The organism is Larkinella sp. C7, assembly GCF_006149005.1.
Taxonomy (GTDB): Bacteria; Bacteroidota; Bacteroidia; order Cytophagales; family Spirosomataceae; genus Larkinella.
Window position 1 is genome coordinate 16,545 of record NZ_VBSL01000015.1, and the last position, 17,082, is coordinate 33,626.

Below are 17,082 nucleotides of genomic sequence, written 5' to 3' on the forward strand. Positions count from 1 at the left end.
GTTTTAACAAACTTTAACATAAAGACGGCCCGACGAGGTGGGCCGATCAAAATCAGGCTGCAAGTTACTAAAAAGCACACGGTTTTAAAAGGCATGAGGGAGCGAAGCAACGAGGGAGTGATTTATATTTTCACACCGTCGATCTTTCACTCCCTCATGCCTTTAGGCCTTCCTGCGAATAAAGTCGGAGCAAGCAATGTTACAACGGGTGTCGGGCCTCACTTTTTTCGCCAAACAATCCCCGGAAACCCTGCTACATAAACTGACCGGTTTTTCACCCAATCAGTTTATGCAGGAAATCCGGCTTCAAACCGTCCGTGAATGGCTCGAAAACCAGCAGTATGGGACGGTTAAGGAAGTGTGCTGCGCCGTTGTCAGAATGTCGTCTATTTTTCGCGGCTTTTTCTGAATCGCTTTGGCTGCTATCCGGCAACCCATCTCCCAACAGCGGAAGTATCGTCGTAGCCGACTCTATAACTCCATCAGGCTTTTCAGCTTATCGTGAAAACTGCTTCCGGTTAATAGCTGAGTGGCTTTTTTATCCCGCATGATAACTGCATACTTCCCGTTAAAATGCCGCTGAATTTCCTGAATATGGCGGGAGTTCAGGAGCGTCGAGCGGCTGATCCGGGTGAACGAATCCGGCAATTTTTCTTCCAGCGTCGAAATGGTGTGATTGGTCAAAAACTGCTGACCATCAACGGTATGAAGAAACACATATTTATCTTCCGCTTCAAAATAGGCAATGGTAGCAAGTGGAATCAGCAAAATGCGGTCGCCGGTTTTGACGGAAATGGAATGCAGTTCTTTTTTGGGTTTCAGCAGTTCCAGCACATGCCGTAAGTCCGGACTGGAACCCGTCGGTGCCGAATGCGATTTGCGGATGCGCGCGACGGTTTTTTCCAGACGCTCCGGTTCGATGGGTTTCAGGAGGTAGTCGATGGAGTTTTCTTCGAAGGCCCGGACGGCGTAATCGTCGTAGGCCGTGGCAAAAACCACAATCGGCAGATAAGGCAGTTTCGCCAGCATCTCGAAACCGTTCAGTCCCGGCATTTCAATATCCAGAAAAATAAGATCCGGTTCGAGGGCTTCCACGGCTTTCAAACCTTCCAGCCCATTCCCCGCTTCGCCCACAATCTCGAACGTGTCGCCATACGCACCCAACAAACGCCGGAGCCGGTTGATGGCCAGGGGTTCGTCGTCCGCCAACAAGGTTCGGAGGGGAAATTCAGCGGCCATTCTCATGATTTAATTGACTGCTTTTCGAGAGACATTGTTTTTTGAATTGCATCCGGCGGGTTGTTCAGCCGTTCTTTCTTTATCTGAACGACCACTTCTTTACGCGGTTTGTTTTCAACAATCAAACGGGCATCGTTGCCGTACAACAGTTTCAGCTTGTCCTGAATACTTTGTAGTCCGTAGCCAGCCACAAGTTCTTCCGGAAAAACCGGGCCGTTGTCGTGAATCCGGCAACTGAGCCAACCGTCATCTTCCGTAATCCGCAGAATAATGGCACCCGGCCCAGCCACTTTCGAAATACCGTGTTTGATGGCATTCTCGACGAGCGGTTGCAGCAGAAACTGCGGAATCTGAACCTCGTTCAAAGCCGGATTGAGCAGATCGATGCGGTAAGTCAGCCGGTCGCCGAAGCGCACCTGCTCCACGTCCAGATACGTCCGAACCATCTCCAGCTCGTCGGCAATGGGGTTGAAATACCGGTTTTTCATGCCGGTCGTATACCGAAACAGTTTCGACAGCAGCACCACCATGCGTTCGGCCCGGTCGGGTTCGTCGTGAACGAGACTGGCGATGGAATTCAGGGCGTTATACAGAAAATGCGGATTGATTTTGGCTTGCAGGGCTTCCAGTTCGGCCCGGGTTTTCAATTGTTCCAGGTGCAGCAACTGGTATTCCTGTTCGGTAATTTTGCGTGTCACGTTGCGGGCCTGGCTCTGGAAATAATACAACAGATTTCCCACAATGGGCGACGGTAACACGTAAAAAATGCTGACCCAACCCGGAATACCGGAAGCATTTTCAACCGAATTGCCCAGAAGTGCATACAGGATAATACTTTCGATCATCGACACCACCACAATCGTGGCCGTCAGCAGCACATGCCGAACCCATGCTTTCTGAATTCGGTCTTCGATCCGCAGAAATCCCTGACTAATCACCACGACTAACAAGGCATCACACAAATTATTCGCCACCACAAACAGCGTCGGCGCATTTTCGTCCGGTCTATCAGCTGCTAGCTGGGTTGTAAAGTAAACGATGGCACTCATGCCATAGACACCCATCACGCAGACCAGTAAAGCCAGTATAATGCCCGTCGGGCTGCGCTGCGATAGCTGACGAATGATGCTCATGTAACCTGAAGAAAAGATGGCTCGTTTTTTTACTTACCACACTGGCTCAGCAAATACTGATTCGTTTCCACGCCCCAACTGGGGTGAATGGTCGATGCCGGTTTGAAAGTAGCGAATTTTTCGGCGGCTTGTTTCAACAACGGGCAAGCCACGGTTTTTCCCCCGCCGTATTGCTCGGGGGTGTAAAAAAGCGATTGGCCCTGGAGCGCGTAAATACGCGGATTCTCGGCATTTTTTGCTTTGGCTTTGCCGAGAGCTGCTTCAAATTCCGGCACGTATTGCTGCCAGCGGTTTTCCGGGTCCACGGCCAGCCGGGCAGTGGCCAGTTGAGCCGCCAACACCATCGTTTCGTCGTTATCCGGCTGTTTTTGCGCGACGTTCTGGTAAAACGCAGCAGCCTTGTCGAGCAGCGCATCTTTTTTAGCGGCATCCGTTTCCTTGAACGAAAGCAGCACGTAGGTGTAAGCCGCCCAATAAGCTGGTAGCCATTCTGCGGTTTCGGCATTGGCGATGCGCTCGAACTGCCCGGCAGCTTGCTGCAATTCCGGCGTGGGCGTCATGAATTTCACAGTAGCAATCGCGCCTTCCATCGCTTTCGTGTACTTCTCGTTTTGTGCGTGAACATTGGCCCCAATTACCAGGGCGAGGGTCAGAAAAAGAACGGTTTTTTTCATGGTTTTAGCTGGTTAGAAATGGTTGAGAGAGATGATTTTGAGGGTTGAATGGTTAAAGTCTTCGGGCACCTTATGGATTACTAATCAATTCAGGATCAATCGGTTTCCGGGTCAGGCTCAACACGGCTCCGACGAAGAAAAACCGGTAAAACGGCGGCACGACCGCAAACTTCTGACTGCCGTCGGGCGTGTACCGGTAGCCATAGTTGTTTTTCGTTCCGAGCACATTTTCCACCGATGCGTAAAGGACCAGAAATTTTCGCGGCAGAATTCGGATGTAACTCATGTTCAGGCCCAGACTGCTGTAGGGACGGGTTTTGTCGCCCAGAAACTGATCGCTGCCGGGATTGTAATAAGACCGACCACTGGCGAGCGAATACGTGGCCCCGGTATTGATGCCCAGCGCCGGGATATATTTCTTGAAAACGAGGTTCAGCGTGTGCGTGGCCGCGAAGGTTGGCATGGCTTCAACCGGATAATTCCGGAACAGGCGTTTGGTATCCAGAAACGAATACGAAACCCAGTAATCGACGTTTTTCATCGACTGCTTGTCGCGCCAGAACACGTCAAAACCCTGCGCGTAGCCGAAACCGCTGTTGCTGGTTCGGCTGGTTGGAAACCGGTACGTGTTCGGATCATAAAAACCGTTGGTGTTTTCCCGCACCAGATGCCGGTAATCTTTGTAGAAGGTTTCGACCCGGAACGTCCGGTTATCCCGAATGCGTTGGTAGTTCAGAATCAGGTGATTGGCCTGCTCGAACCGCAGCGTCGGGTTGGTCAGCAGGTAGGTCTGGTCGGGCGTTTGGTAAAACTGACCGGCGGCCAGCGAGACCTGTCCGTAGGAATCGGTTTTATAGGCCATCGACAACCGAGGAGCGATATTTGCCCGGTCAATGACCGACGTCCGCTCCCCGCGCAAACCCGCCCGAACGGCCAGTTTTCGAGTAAAAAAAACTTCAGTTTCGACAAAAACCGCTGAATACCAGTCCGTCAGCGAACCACCCCAGATTCCGTAGCGGTTTTGGTAGGTATACCGATGCAGTTCGGCCCCGGCCAGCAGCGAAACCTTGTCGCTCAGCGAGCGCGTCAACACCACCCGCCCCTGCATCCGCTGTTCCTGCGTCCGGGCCTGAACAGTATCGATGCCCAACCGGTCGCGGTTGTAGTTGTAGCTCAGGCCCGATTGCAGACCCCAGCGCCCTTCGTCCCAGGTCGTTTGGAAGGTCGTCATCGAAAGCGCGTTGTGGTTCCGAACTGTGAAGGGCGACGCCCGGAAATCGCCGGTAAAATTCCGGAATGAGAGGGACTGGTAGCTGGCCGACACATCGGTGTAGTGTTTCAGCAACCCGCGTTTGCCGATGGGCTGCGTCAGGATGATCGACGTGCCGCCCGATTCGGGTGCGTGAATCCAGTTAATGTTCTGTTTCAGGACGTTGAACAGGGGATTCAGGTTGGTATAATTCACCGAAAACGTCATCCGCTCTTTTTTGAAAGCCGACAGACTGATGCCGGCCGCATTGAACCCCACGCTGATGCCGTCGTTGTCCTCGGCCCGGTCTTTGGTGTTCAGCGACAACACCGACGAAAGCGCCTGACCGTACTGGGCCGAATAACCGCCCGTACTGAACGCTGTTCCTTTGAACAGAAAAGGCGAAAACCGGCTCCGCTGCGACACATCCGGTCCGCCACTCGTAAACGGATTCTGAACCACCAGACCGTCGATGATGGTGCGGGTTTCGGAAGCCGACCCACCCCGGACAAACAACCCGGTTTGGTCGCCGACGCGTTGCGCACCGGGCAGCAACTGCATCACCGCCGGAATGTCGGCTCCCCCGCTGGCGGTCGTCACAATGTCGAGCGGTTTCAAAACCGTCTGGCGTTTTTCGTCGCTGGCTTCAAAGGCACCCGCCGTAATGACGACGGTATTGAGCATCGTGGCGGTTTCCTGCAATTTCGCGGTGAAGAGAATCACGGATTGAGTCAGCCGGAGTTTTTGCTGAAGCGGTTCGTAGCCGACAAAACTCACCGCGATGGTGGCCGTGTCTGGCTGGCTGGTCTGGAAGCTGAACGCGCCGGTGGTATCGGTATTAGCGCCATCGTAGGAACCGGCGATGAAGACGTTGGCCCCGGCTAATCCATTCCCTCTGCGGTCGGTTATTTTACCGGTGATCGTCGTTTGCGCCCAGACGAACGATGAAAAAAATAGGGCGCAACAGCAAAGTAATGGTTGTTTCATGGCGGATCACTTCGAGTACGGTTTCAAAGCTAGGAGCCAACTCATGAGAGACGAAGCGGTTTCCGACGAAGAACTATTTTGGAGGAATAAACCGGGGGAAATGGCCGATGATTGAGCCCGTGAATCCTATTTTGTAAAAAAATTTAAGAAGTAAGCCGCATTTCTGGCCTTTCCGCCATATATTATTTCAAATTTCTAAAATTACCCCAAAAATAATTTCAGCAAAAAGAGTATTGACTACCGGTTACTGCATCTTTAGCTCAAATCTGCCATATTATACGGTTTTCAGTTTGCGGTATTGGGTTTATGGTGGCTGGCGCGTTAGCCACTGTAAATAGACCAACAACCCTAAAAAATTACCAACCTAACGATCCTGTGGACAAAAAATACGGAAGCCTATGAAGAAATTTCATTGCTGACTATTTAATAAAGCCGATAATGTGACACCATTATCGGTCTGTTGATCCCCTTCGCTTTTAAGTTCATTTTGCTACATCCCCAGCGGATGGATCGGGAATCAGTGTGCCGAATTTTAACCGACAAGACCAACATTATGTCAAGACTCTTACATGTTCATCCTGTTTTACAGACGATTATGCGCGTTGCTCTGTATCAATCCCTACTGTCTCTATTCATTATTTTAACTCCGCTGGCGCACGCCCATGACGTGCGGGGTCAGAAAGTGCTGGAACAAAAAGTAACGCTGCTGCTAACCAATGTCGATGTCGAGAAGGCGCTGGAGAAAATTGAGAAGATGACGAAAGTCAAATTCATGTACAATCCCCAGGTTTTCAGCAACCAGAAATACACCTTCCGGTTCCAGGACGAAGCGCTTTCGGAAGTGCTGGAAAAAATACTGACCCCGCACAAGGTGGTTTACGAAGTCGTGCAGGACAAAATTATCCTGAAACGCGCTCCGGGTCCGGTCGAAGTCGCACCAGCTAGTGTCAAAGAAGCGCCCAAACGCAATGTGACGGGGAAGGTATCGGACGAAAACGGCGTCGGACTCCCCGGCGTCAGCGTTCTGGTGAAAGGCACCCAGCGGGGAACTTCTTCCGACGCCGAAGGGCAATACAAACTGGAGATTCCGGATGCGGAAGTCCAGACTGCCGTCCTGATTTTCAGCTTCGTAGGGTATACTTCAAAAGAAGTAACGGTGGGCAACCAGACAACGCTTTCGGTGCAATTGTCCCCGGAAGCCAAGTCGCTGAACGAGGTGGTTGTAACGGCTCTCGGGATTGCGCGGGAGAAAAAAGCGCTGGCCTATTCCGTTTCGGAGGTGAAAGGCAGTGAATTTACGCAGGCCCGCGAAAACAACGTCGCCAACGCCCTGACCGGTAAAATTGCCGGCGTAAACGCAACCGGTATGGCCACCGGCCCCGGTGGTTCGAGCCGCATCATCATCCGCGGGAACGGTTCGCTGAACGGCAACAACCAGCCTTTGTATGTGATCAACGGGATGCCGATGGACAACAGCATCCCGGGTGGTGGCACGGCTTCGGACGGCAACGGGATGAACGTTGACCGGGGTGACGGCATTGGCGGGATCAACCCCGACGACATCGAATCCATCAGCGTGTTGAAAGGCGGCCCCGCAGCGGCTCTGTACGGCGCCCGGGCTTCCAACGGGGTAATTTTGATCACGACCAAAAAAGGACGCGGTCAGAAGGGAATCGGGGTGGAAATCAACAGCAACACGACGTTTGAAGACATCGCCGTGATTCCGAACTGGCAGTATGAATTCGGTCAGGGTCTGGACGGCAAAAAACCGACCACGCTGACCGAAGCCAAAAGTACGGGACGCCTGTCGTACGGCGCACGGATGGATGGCCAGCCCACCATCCAGGTCGACGGCCAGTTGCACCCGTATTCGCCCCAGAAAGACAACCTAAAAAACTTCTACCGCACCGGAAGCAACTACATCAACTCGGTAGCTTTCACGGGCGGCAACGAATCGGTCAATTTCCGCCTGGGCCTGAACAACACCAGTTCCAACAGCATTGTGCCGAACTCGTCGTTCACCCGCCGAATCGCCAATTTGAACCTGAACGCCTTTCTGGGCAAAAAACTGAGCATCGAAACCGTGTTCCAGTATAACCTCGAAGAAGGCAAAAACCGCCCCAAAGTGGGGTATGCCGACATGAACCCGCACTGGGCGACGTATCTGGTGGCCAACGTGGTCGATATTCGCAGCCTTTCGCCGGGGTATGACCCTTTGACGGGCAAAGAAGTGGAATGGAACCCGGTCCCGGCCGCCCCGAACCCTTATTTTGTGGTCAACAAGTTCAAAAATGACGACACCAAAAACCGGTTCTTGAGTCAGGGAAGCATTCGTTACGACATTCTGGACAACCTGTATCTGAAAGGCAGCGTGAGCCAGGATTATTACAGCTTCTCGTCGGAATACGTACAGCCGACCAACAACGCCTACCAGCCGCTGGGAACGTATGAAGCCCGGAAAACGACATCGTCGGAAACCAACGGCATGTTGACGCTGAACTATAACACCACGTTTTTCAAGGAACTGAGTTTCACGGCGATGTTGGGAGCCAATTCGCAACGTGCCATTTATGACCAGACGGTGATTGCGGGCAGCGAGTTTACGGTGCCTTATTTCTACAGCTACACCAACCTGGCCGCATCGACGACCACGCCGACGTATCTGAAAAGTGCGATCAATTCCGTGTTTGGTTCAGTCGATTTTGGCTACAAAGGGCTGGCGTACCTGACGGTTTCCGGTCGGCAGGACTGGTTCTCGGTGCTGAACCCGAAGAGCAACAGCATTTTCTACCCGTCGATCGGTGGCTCGCTGATTCTGTCGGATGCGTTCCGCTTGCCGAAAGCCATCAGTTTTGCCAAACTGCGGGCTTCGTGGGCGCAGGTGGGCGGTGCCACGGTGAATGCCTACCAGATTTATCAGTATTATTCGATGCAGCAGGGTGGTCACAACGGTCGTCCGGTGCAGGTGTTGTCATCGTCGCAGGTGCCCAACCCGGATCTGAAACCGCTGACTTCGACCACCTACGAAGGCGGTCTTGAAGCCAAATTCCTGAACAACCGTCTGGGCATCGACCTGACGTTCTATAACCGGAAAACCACGGACGACATCGTAACGTCCAACATTGCCCTGTCGTCGGGTTACACCTCGGCCCTGCTGAACGTGGGTGAACTGAGTAACAAAGGCGTTGAGCTGCTGCTGACCGGCACACCCATTAGCCAGGGTGCCTTTGGCTGGGATGTTAGCTACAACATGGCCTACAACAAAAGCAAAATCGAGCGGCTGGCCCAAGGATTGACCGGCATCGACGTCGGCAGCGGTGTGGGTGGTGGTCTGGTGCGGAACGTCCTGAACCGGCCGTATGGAACCGTTTGGGGATACCGCAAGAAAACCGACGCCAACGGCAATGTGGTTTTCAACACCGCCAGCGGTTATGCCGTTCGGGGCGACTTGCAGGAAATCGGGCAGGGCACTCCTCCGCTCACGATGGGAATTACCAACAATTTCCGGTATAAAAACTTCTCGCTCAACTTCCTGATCGACGGCAAATTCGGCAGCATCGTGTATTCGAACCTGTACCAGTATGCCTACCGGTTTGGTCTGCCGCAGGAAACGCTGCCGGGTCGTGAAACCGGCGTAACCGTAACCGGTGTAACCCCCGAAGGCAATCCGTTTACCAAAACCTGGAAAAAAGAAGAGGTGGACACCTACTACGACAACGACAAGAATTACACCGCCATGTTCATGTTCAACAACGACTTTGTGAAGCTTCGTCAGGTGGTTTTAAGCTACAACCTGCCCGTCAGCAAGTTGTCGTTCCTGAAACTGCAATCGGCTTCGATTTCCCTCGTAGCGCGGAATCTGGCCATTCTGTACAAGGACAAAAAGAACCAGTATTTCGATCCTGAATCGGGCTATACGAGCACCAACGCCCAGGGTCTGGAAGCCTTTGGGGTACCCAGAACCCGCAGTCTTGGTGTGAATTTAATGGTGAAATTCTAATTAAAACTATCTCACGATGAAGCGTCTGATCCAAAAAATACTGTGTGCGGCCCCGTTGTTCCTCCTGTTGTCTTCCTGCGACAAGGGTTTTGAGGAAATGAACGTGGACCCCAATAAATATTCCGAAGTCATTCCCGAATACATGTTCACCCGCGCCTTGCTGGACGGCGTAAGCACCAACTTTACGGGGGCGGCTTACCTGACCATCGGACAGTCGATGCAGCACTTTGCTACTTACAAGGAGGTACCAGCGGCCGGTGACAAATACTTTAACTTCGGATATTCGACCGGCAACTGGAATGCCTACGCCGGAACCGGTGCCGGGCAGGGAGCGGTCGTTTCCATCCGCCAGGTGATCGATGCGGTTTCGACCAATCCAGCCAGTGTAAATAAACTCTCGGCAGCCCGCATCTGGAAAGCGTACGTGTTCCACCGGCTAACGGATTTGTACGGCGACATTCCGTATTTCGACGCCGGGAAAGCGCTTTCTGACAAAAATTACGGCCCCAAATACGACACCCAGCAGGCTATTTACGCGGATCTGCTGAAAGAACTGGAACAGTCGATTGCAGCTTTCGATGCAACCAAAGCGACTTTCGGCTCAGCCGACCTGATGTTTGGGGGCGACGTGGTGAAATGGAAAAAATTCGCCTACTCGCTGATGCTGCGGCTGGGCATGCGCCTGACCGAAGTGGATGCGGCCACGGCCAAAACCTGGGTGGAAAAAGCCATCGCCGGGGGCGTGATTCTGGAGGATGCCGACCGGGCCGTCATTGCCTACGTGGACGGTTCGCAAACCGCCAGCCGGAATTTCATCGCCAACGGTTTGCTCAGTACAGACTACATCACGCCCGGTGGCGACAACGTGGAAGGCGGCAAATTTGCCAAAACGCTGATCGATTATTTGAAAAACACCAAAGATCCGCGTCTGAACGTGATTTCCATTGTCTGGACGTCCGCCGATGGCAAAACGTTTACGGCCGACACCACAACGGCTTTGCAAAGCGGAATGCCCAACGCGGCTTTCAACAACCTGCCGGCCAACTTCAACTCGTTTTCTGAACCGAATCCGAATACGCTGCTGAAATACAGTGCGCCCCTGATCGTGTTTGGGAATGCCGAAACGAACCTGTTGCTGGCAGAAGCTTCCGTACGCGGCTGGGCCAGCGGAACAACGGCGGCAACGGCGTATGCCAATGCCGTCAGAGCCGGGATGCGGCAATGGTCGCTGTTCGGAACCGGTGGGGTGATTTCCGAGGCCAAGATCAACGCGTATCTGGCCCTCAATCCGTATAAAACCGGCGGAACCGTAGCGCAGCAAATGGAACAGATCCAGACCCAAAAGTGGGTATCGCTTTTCCTGGAAGACGAATACGAGATTTTTGCCAACTGGCGCCGGACCGGCTATCCGGTGCTGACGCCGACCAATTATCCGGGCAACCTGACGGGCGGAAAAATCCCAACCCGCTTCGTGGTTCCCGATTCAGAAGAAACGTACAACAAAACCAATTTCATCGAAGCACGAACACGGCAGGGCGGCACCAACACGCTTTCCAGCGTTGTCTGGTGGGATAAATAGGCAACGATAGATCGTTTTCGAGTACCGATTAAATTGACAAACAAAATAGCACCGGGATCTTCCTGGTGCTATTTTTTTGGGTGGCGGATAAAATTAGTGGCTAATTGGGCAAAAAGATTCAAACTTAGAGCATGAGTCCTGAAACCTTTGATATCTGCATTATACCTCCAACCTTTGCCATTGTTGGTCAGGCCAGGTTCATAAGAAATAGAAAGCCAAACCGGTTCATTGCCTATAAGCATTTTTATCCCTACATCAATATTAACGCCAAAATTGACTTTATAAAATGCAAAACGCTCGTTGGACGAATGATATAGATCGCCTTTGTCAGTGTATTGATAACCTGTTGCTTTCAACAAATAACCAGCCAATAAACCGAATCCCATGAACGGTTTTATTTTTCCAGAAACACTCGGATAATATCTTACCTGGGGATAGAGGTTCAGATATGTAAACAAGTATTTATCAACCGTATGGAAGGTAGAATCGTAATTTGCTTGCGGAACAATAATTCGTGTTGATAAATAAGATACACCACCATAACGAGATACATTTAATGCCAGTAACAATTCATACTGGGAGTTAAGTTGTCGATTCGCAAAAATACCGCTCTTAAATCCAGTAGTCGAGTACCGAGAAAAAGGTCTAATGTTATTAAAGTTTGTATTAGAAATACTCCCCAACAATCCCCATTTTATATCCTTAAGAATTTGTGCCTTTAAGGAGATGGAACCAAGACAAAAAATAACCGCTATAAAACGACAAGATATTTTCATGATAGTTATACAACGTGTCTATTTATAGAATTATGAATGAATACAGTTCTGTGTAAAGACTAAAAAAAATACAGTTGGCGTTGTAAGGACTTTAAATATCTTTTTCTAATTTTCACCTATTCTACCTTCTTTCTATTATCGTTCGCAATAAGCGAACGATAACGGCGTTAACAAAAAACCACTTAGTGACCTAAAACCGTCTCAGAGATTCTTTATAACCTTTTTCCCTCCTCAAAACGGTTGCATTTCTACTTTTTCAGCGTACCTCAAAACCGTGCTTCCAACTGCTAAGAAAATCAAAGCGAACCGAGCCGGTTTCCCGGCCTTCCAAACCGTTATTCCTTCTTTTTAGCGTAAACGATATCGAGTGCAGCTCCGGCATCCCCCTGCTGTTTCATCCAGGTTTCCAGTTTCTGCCGGTATTGTCTAATCCGGTTTTGGTGAGTCGGGTCCGTTGCCAGATTGGTAAGTTCCCAGGGGTCTTTCTGGGTATCGTAAAATTCGATGGCGGGCCGTTTCACAACCCGGTCCGTGATCCGCTTGGCATTCGGATCGTTCGGTGCTTGATCGATCCAGGAGAACCAGACCGAATTGCGGTCTTTTTGCTTCGCGTTCATCATAAACCGGTTGTAATACGCTTCATCGGGTGTCAGGTTCAGAATGAGTTTGTAGCGGGTGTCGCGGATGCTGCGAATCGGGTAAGGATTTCCTTCGGGAATGTTGTTGTGAATCCCGTAGGCATACGGGCGCGCGTTCGGGCTTTTCCCCAGCAAAACCGGCAGAAAACTCTGGCCGTCCAGCCCGGCAATGGGTTTGCCACCCGCCAGATCCACGAGGGTTGGGGTAATGTCTTCGTATTGAACCAGCGCGTCGGTTTCAGTCCGGGCTTTGACGGTTCCGGGCCATTTGACCACCATCGAACTTTTCTGCCCCACATCCCAGAGGTTCCATTTTGCGCCCGGGAACTGCGCGCCCTGTTCGCCCAGAAACACGACGATGGTGTTCTTGTCCTGACCGGTTTCTTTCAACAAGCGGGTAATTTCGCCCACCTGCTCGTCCAGTCGCCGGACTTCAGCCAGGTATTTGACAAACTGCCGGCGCGTCACCGGCGTATCGATCCAATTGGCGGGGAGAATCAATTTGTCCGCATCGAACTCGGTGGTATCGCCCACCGTCCAGGGGGTGTGCGGATTGATGCTCATGACAAACAGGCAATACGGCTGGTTCGTGCGGGTGATAAATTTCCGGACATCGTTCAACTGGTAGTCGTCCGTCGGGGCCACGCAGTTGGGTTCAAAACCGGTCACGATCTCGAATGGAAAGACGGTTTTGGGTTTGGTGCTGTGGTCTTTGCCCGTTAGTCCAACCCGGTAACCCAGATCCGCCAGGTAATGGCCAACGCTTTTCAGCGTATCATAAACCGGCTTGTGGTTCTGGAATGATCCGTGCCGCACCGGATACAAACCCGTAAAGAGCGAGGCCCGCGTCGGCACACACATGGCTTCGGACGCGTAGATGTGATTGAATTTCAAGCCTTCGTTTGCCAGCGCATCGATGTGGGTCGTTTTCAGGTTTTTCCCGCCGTAACAACTCAACTGCCGACTGTCCAGGTCATCGGCCATGATGATGATGACGTTGGGTTTGGTAGCCACCGGGGAGGGCGTTACGGCGAGCCCCAGCCAACCGCTGCCAAGTAGGATCAAACCGAATAAAAGTCGATTCCGGGAAGTCATCATAGACGCTGTTTTTAGATTTTTCAGAAATTTCACCGTACGAAATAGCGCAGGCCGGAGACCGGAACGGGTCAGCCGCGAGTTGGTAAAACCGCCTTACTCCAGCGGCAGAATCACATTCGTCAGCTTCCAATCGAACCAGTCGCGCGTGAGCACAAAGCGGATTTCATTCCCGTCCTTGTCGGGAACATAGGCCGAAAACGTATTGAAAGAATTGAACCGAAAACGCACTTTCCCGAACGGCTCGGTCGTTCCTCCGGTGGACTTCTTCAGGGGGTTCACTTTTTGCCCCCGCATCATCGTTGCCAGACCGGCCGGTGTTACCATCCGGTCGACTACCGCTCCGGCAAAGAGGCCGGTCAATCCTTTCACCATGGCTGTAGCGGGGCTGTTGTTAGGGTCGTTGACGGCATTGGCAGCCTGCGCGTTGAGCTGGTCTTTCAGGTTCTGACGCAACCGGGTAAAGTCCACCTGATCAGCGATCGCTTCCGCATCATTGGCCTTCACACCCGTTTTGAGTTGATAAACCGTATAGTAAGGTCCAACCCAAATGATGCCCAGAACGGCAAGGACGGCGATGGCAATGTAGTGACGCGGTTTCATGACGGGTGCATTTTTCTGTAAAGCTACAAGAACTACAATACTACGAAAACCTTTGTTTCGTGGCCACTCGCAGTCCGTGAGCGTAGCGATCACCGGCAGGTATACTTCCCTGAATGGATGTTATTTACCCTTTATTGTACATACTCCCCAGATTGTTCACTATCTTCGTCAAAAGAAAAGTAATTTTTTCGATTCTAAAACCAGGCTTTAAAACTAGTCTTAAAACCGTAATAAAGTCAAAAACAAAGTTTATTAAAATTGTCGTATGAAGTGTCGTATCTGCGGAAGTGAACAAGAAAAAAAATATTTCAAAGCAAAAGAAATGATGCTTGGTACACGCGAAGAATTTATATACTTCCAGTGCGGACAATGCGATTGTTTACAAATAGAAAAAATCCCCGACAATTTATCAGAGTATTATCCCGAAGGCTACAATGGATTCGAGGCTCCTGAAAAGGATATTTTCGGAGGAATAAAAGGCGTCATCAGAAAGTACAAATACAAGGCCGCTTTATTCCCGAAAACCGCTTTTTCCGGCTTTCTAAATGTATTTTTTCAGGCAAAGCAATATGACATTCTAGGTTCTTTGTCGCTGACCATGCAGTCTAAAATACTGGATGTAGGCAGTGGTGAGGGGGCTTTTTTATACCCCTTATACGAATTAGGAATGAAGCAGGTGCAAGGCGTAGATCCTTTTATAAAGGAGACTATCATTTATCCAAACGGCTATAAAGTTGTTAAGAATCAAATCTATACGGTTACAGGAAAATGGGATATTATCCTTTATAATCATTCCTTTGAGCATGTTCCAGATCCTTTGGAACATTTACTGGCGGTTTCTAAATTGTTAAAACCGGGCGGAATTTGTGTCATTCGGATCCCAACGGTTACTTCATACGCCTGGGAACATTACGGAACCGATTGGTTTCAACTGGATGCGCCCCGACATTTATTTCTTCACTCGGTAGAAAGCATGAAGTTGCTAATCTCAAAGGCCGGGCTAAAACTGGAAGATATTATTTATGATTCTACCCATGCGCAATTTACAAACAGCGAAAAATATAAAAATAACATCGGGCTTTACGAAGACTCAAAAAGCCTGTACTCAGGTTATATAGACCGAAAATTAAAAAAAGAAAAATACAAACGGCTCGCCCGGCAATTAAACAAAAAAAACAGCGGTGATCAGGCCGCTTTTATCATTAAGAATTAAAGAGATTCCTGCTCAGTAGGCCAGGGGCTGCTATCATACCAAATAGATAGTTCAGGACTTGTTGTCACCTTGCCAATCGCTCCAGGCAATTGGCAAGGTGATCGTCCCTTCATTTACAATGGTTTCAGCTCCAGGTTTTTCCACCGGACCTTAATACCGCCCCCGTCGTGAATCTGCAAGGCCACTCCGCCTTCGCCTTTCCCGATTTTTTCGTCCTTCAGATCGACCATCTGCTGGCCATTGAGCCAGGTCTGCACGCGGTCGCCCTCGGCCCGAATCCGCAGTTTGTTCCACTGCTCCGGCTTCAGGATGTTCTCTTTTTCGTCGGGAATCTGGATCAGCCAGCCCCGGCCGTAAGACTCATAAATACCGCCCGTATCGTGGTTCGGGGGCGCCACCTCGACCTGCCAGCCGCTCACTTTCGTTCCTTCCACCGTCGACCGGATGAAAACGCCACTGTTGCCGTTGGCTTCCTGTTTGAACTCCAGCGACAGGTCAAAGTTTTTATAAAATTGATCGGTCGCCAGATACCCGTAGCCTTTGTCGGGGCCGCTTTCGCAGACCAGTTCACCATCCGCCACATACCATTTTTCAGTACCGTAGATTTTCCAGCCCGTCAAATCTTTTCCGTTGAATAGCCGGACTTTTTTGGTTGGTGCCATAAAACCAACCGACACCACAACCAGGAGAACCAATACGAGCAATTTTTCTTTCATGGGTTATCAAAAAAGTAAGTTTAACAAAGGATTTGGTAGTTTTGTAACGTAGTTGTAACCGGTTGGTTTTGTCCAATAAACATACTACCGGTTTCGTTTTGAACTGTACCGGCATAAAGATAGCAAGCTGATCCATCTGTCCGACCTGATTGTCCACTTAATCTTACTCATCCATCGCTTTTACATGAAAAAAACACGTTTGTCCACGCCCCGGTCCCGGGCCTTGCTGCTGGCGGTTGTAGCCGCTCTTTTTACATTCACCACCAGTTGTGACAAAGAGGAAGATACGGCATCTGCGCAACCCAAAACCGTTGCTGATCTGATCGTTGAAAGCAACGACTTCACCATTCTGGAAGCGGCTATTCTCCAGGCGGGTCAACTCGATGCGTTCAAAAATCCAAATCTGACGGTTTTTGCCCCCAACGACGCGGCTTTCCGCGCTTCGGGTGTTGCGGATGCGACCTCACTGACGGCCCTGACCAAAGAACAGTTGACCGGCATTCTGCAATACCATGTTCTGAAAGCCGCCGTGGCCTCCTCCGGTTTTCCGATGGAAAAGAATAAGGCGGTTCAAACCTCATTGAGCATCAACAACCAGGCGGTTGTCGCCTACGTTACCAACGGCACCAGCGGTTTATTCATCAACGGCGCCAAAGTGATCACGCCCGACGTAAAAGCCGCAAACGGCATCATGCACGTCATCGACCGCATCCTGTTGCCACCCCCAACCGGCAGCGGAGGCAGTCTGGTGGGCGTGGTTCAGGCCGACACCAGTCTGTCGTTGCTGGGGGTTGCCGCCCTGCGGATTGCCGCCGTCAACCCAACGCTGGCGGCCGTGTTGACCGGAACGCAGCCTTACACCACCTTTGCGCCCACCAACAGCGCGTTTCGGGCGTTGAAACTCAGCACGGCCGATACGATCAATAAAGTGCCGGTGACAGCCCTGACCGCCATTCTGGCCAACCATGTCGTAGCGGGTCGTCTCTATTCCAATGATCTGACCACGGGTGAGGTGACGGCGTACAGCACCGGCAAACTGACGGTGACCGCGACTGGCACGACGGTGACCGTGAAGAGCAAAGGCCTGACTTCGCCGGCCACTGTCACCAGCGCCAACAGAACCGCAACCAACGGCGTTGTTCACAAGATCGACAAGGTGTTGCTGTAATCTGCCCACCGT

General features: G+C 51.2%; 13 protein-coding genes. 5 read left to right on the plus strand and 8 right to left on the minus strand.

Features of this window, described 5'->3' with window-relative positions; genetic code table 11:
* Positions 1–196 precede the first annotated feature (196 nt).
* A complete protein-coding gene (locus tag FH871_RS25960) occupies positions 197–409 on the plus strand; it encodes an AraC family transcriptional regulator (protein ID WP_138994338.1) in 213 nt (70 codons plus the stop codon).
* A gap of 62 nt (positions 410–471) precedes the next feature.
* Here the strand turns inward: FH871_RS25960 and FH871_RS25965 are convergent, their stop codons facing one another.
* The 4 genes from FH871_RS25965 to FH871_RS25980 form a co-directional block, all read right to left on the minus strand.
* On the minus strand, positions 472–1,239 hold the full coding sequence (locus FH871_RS25965; protein WP_138994339.1) for a LytTR family DNA-binding domain-containing protein: 768 nt from the start codon (positions 1,237–1,239) through the stop codon (positions 472–474).
* A gap of 2 nt (positions 1,240–1,241) precedes the next feature.
* Positions 1,242–2,372 carry a sensor histidine kinase gene (locus FH871_RS25970; RefSeq protein ID WP_138994340.1) on the minus strand — a complete coding sequence of 377 codons (1,131 nt, stop codon included), beginning with the start codon at positions 2,370–2,372 and terminating at the stop codon, positions 1,242–1,244.
* Between the two features lie 29 nt (positions 2,373–2,401).
* A complete protein-coding gene (locus FH871_RS25975; protein WP_138994341.1) occupies positions 2,402–3,046 on the minus strand; it encodes a hypothetical protein in 645 nt (214 codons plus the stop codon).
* A gap of 70 nt (positions 3,047–3,116) precedes the next feature.
* The gene (locus FH871_RS25980; RefSeq protein WP_138994342.1) at positions 3,117–5,282 is read right to left on the minus strand and encodes a TonB-dependent receptor; all 2,166 of its coding nucleotides are present in this window, start codon (positions 5,280–5,282) and stop codon (positions 3,117–3,119) included.
* Between the two features lie 553 nt (positions 5,283–5,835).
* Here FH871_RS25980 and FH871_RS25985 point away from each other — a divergent pair.
* Complete coding sequence (locus FH871_RS25985; protein WP_138994343.1) at positions 5,836–9,282, plus strand: SusC/RagA family TonB-linked outer membrane protein; 3,447 nt, start codon at positions 5,836–5,838, stop codon at positions 9,280–9,282.
* A 16-nt stretch (positions 9,283–9,298) separates the two neighbouring features.
* Positions 9,299–10,861, plus strand: coding sequence for a SusD/RagB family nutrient-binding outer membrane lipoprotein (locus FH871_RS25990; RefSeq protein ID WP_138994344.1), 1,563 nt, complete (start codon positions 9,299–9,301; stop codon positions 10,859–10,861).
* Positions 10,862–10,929: 68 nt separating this feature from the next.
* Here the strand turns inward: FH871_RS25990 and FH871_RS25995 are convergent, their stop codons facing one another.
* The 3 genes from FH871_RS25995 to FH871_RS26005 form a co-directional block, all read right to left on the minus strand.
* Entirely contained in the window at positions 10,930–11,637 is a 708-nt protein-coding gene (locus FH871_RS25995) for a hypothetical protein (protein ID WP_138994345.1), read from the minus strand.
* 335 nt (positions 11,638–11,972) lie between these two features.
* Complete coding sequence (locus FH871_RS26000; protein ID WP_229317580.1) at positions 11,973–13,373, minus strand: sulfatase; 1,401 nt, start codon at positions 13,371–13,373, stop codon at positions 11,973–11,975.
* A 93-nt stretch (positions 13,374–13,466) separates the two neighbouring features.
* Complete coding sequence (locus FH871_RS26005) at positions 13,467–13,973, minus strand: DUF2939 domain-containing protein (protein ID WP_138994346.1); 507 nt, start codon at positions 13,971–13,973, stop codon at positions 13,467–13,469.
* 265 nt (positions 13,974–14,238) lie between these two features.
* Between FH871_RS26005 and FH871_RS26010 the strand changes: the two genes are divergently transcribed.
* The gene (locus FH871_RS26010) at positions 14,239–15,186 is read left to right on the plus strand and encodes a class I SAM-dependent methyltransferase (protein ID WP_138994347.1); all 948 of its coding nucleotides are present in this window, start codon (positions 14,239–14,241) and stop codon (positions 15,184–15,186) included.
* A 113-nt stretch (positions 15,187–15,299) separates the two neighbouring features.
* Here FH871_RS26010 and FH871_RS26015 read toward each other — a convergent pair whose 3' ends face one another.
* Positions 15,300–15,902 carry a DUF1080 domain-containing protein gene (locus tag FH871_RS26015; protein WP_114406773.1) on the minus strand — a complete coding sequence of 201 codons (603 nt, stop codon included), beginning with the start codon at positions 15,900–15,902 and terminating at the stop codon, positions 15,300–15,302.
* Between the two features lie 184 nt (positions 15,903–16,086).
* Between FH871_RS26015 and FH871_RS26020 the strand changes: the two genes are divergently transcribed.
* Positions 16,087–17,070 (plus strand): fasciclin domain-containing protein, encoded by a 984-nt coding sequence (locus FH871_RS26020; protein WP_138994348.1) that lies wholly within the window; start codon positions 16,087–16,089, stop codon positions 17,068–17,070.
* The last annotated feature ends 12 nt before the right edge of the window (positions 17,071–17,082 follow it).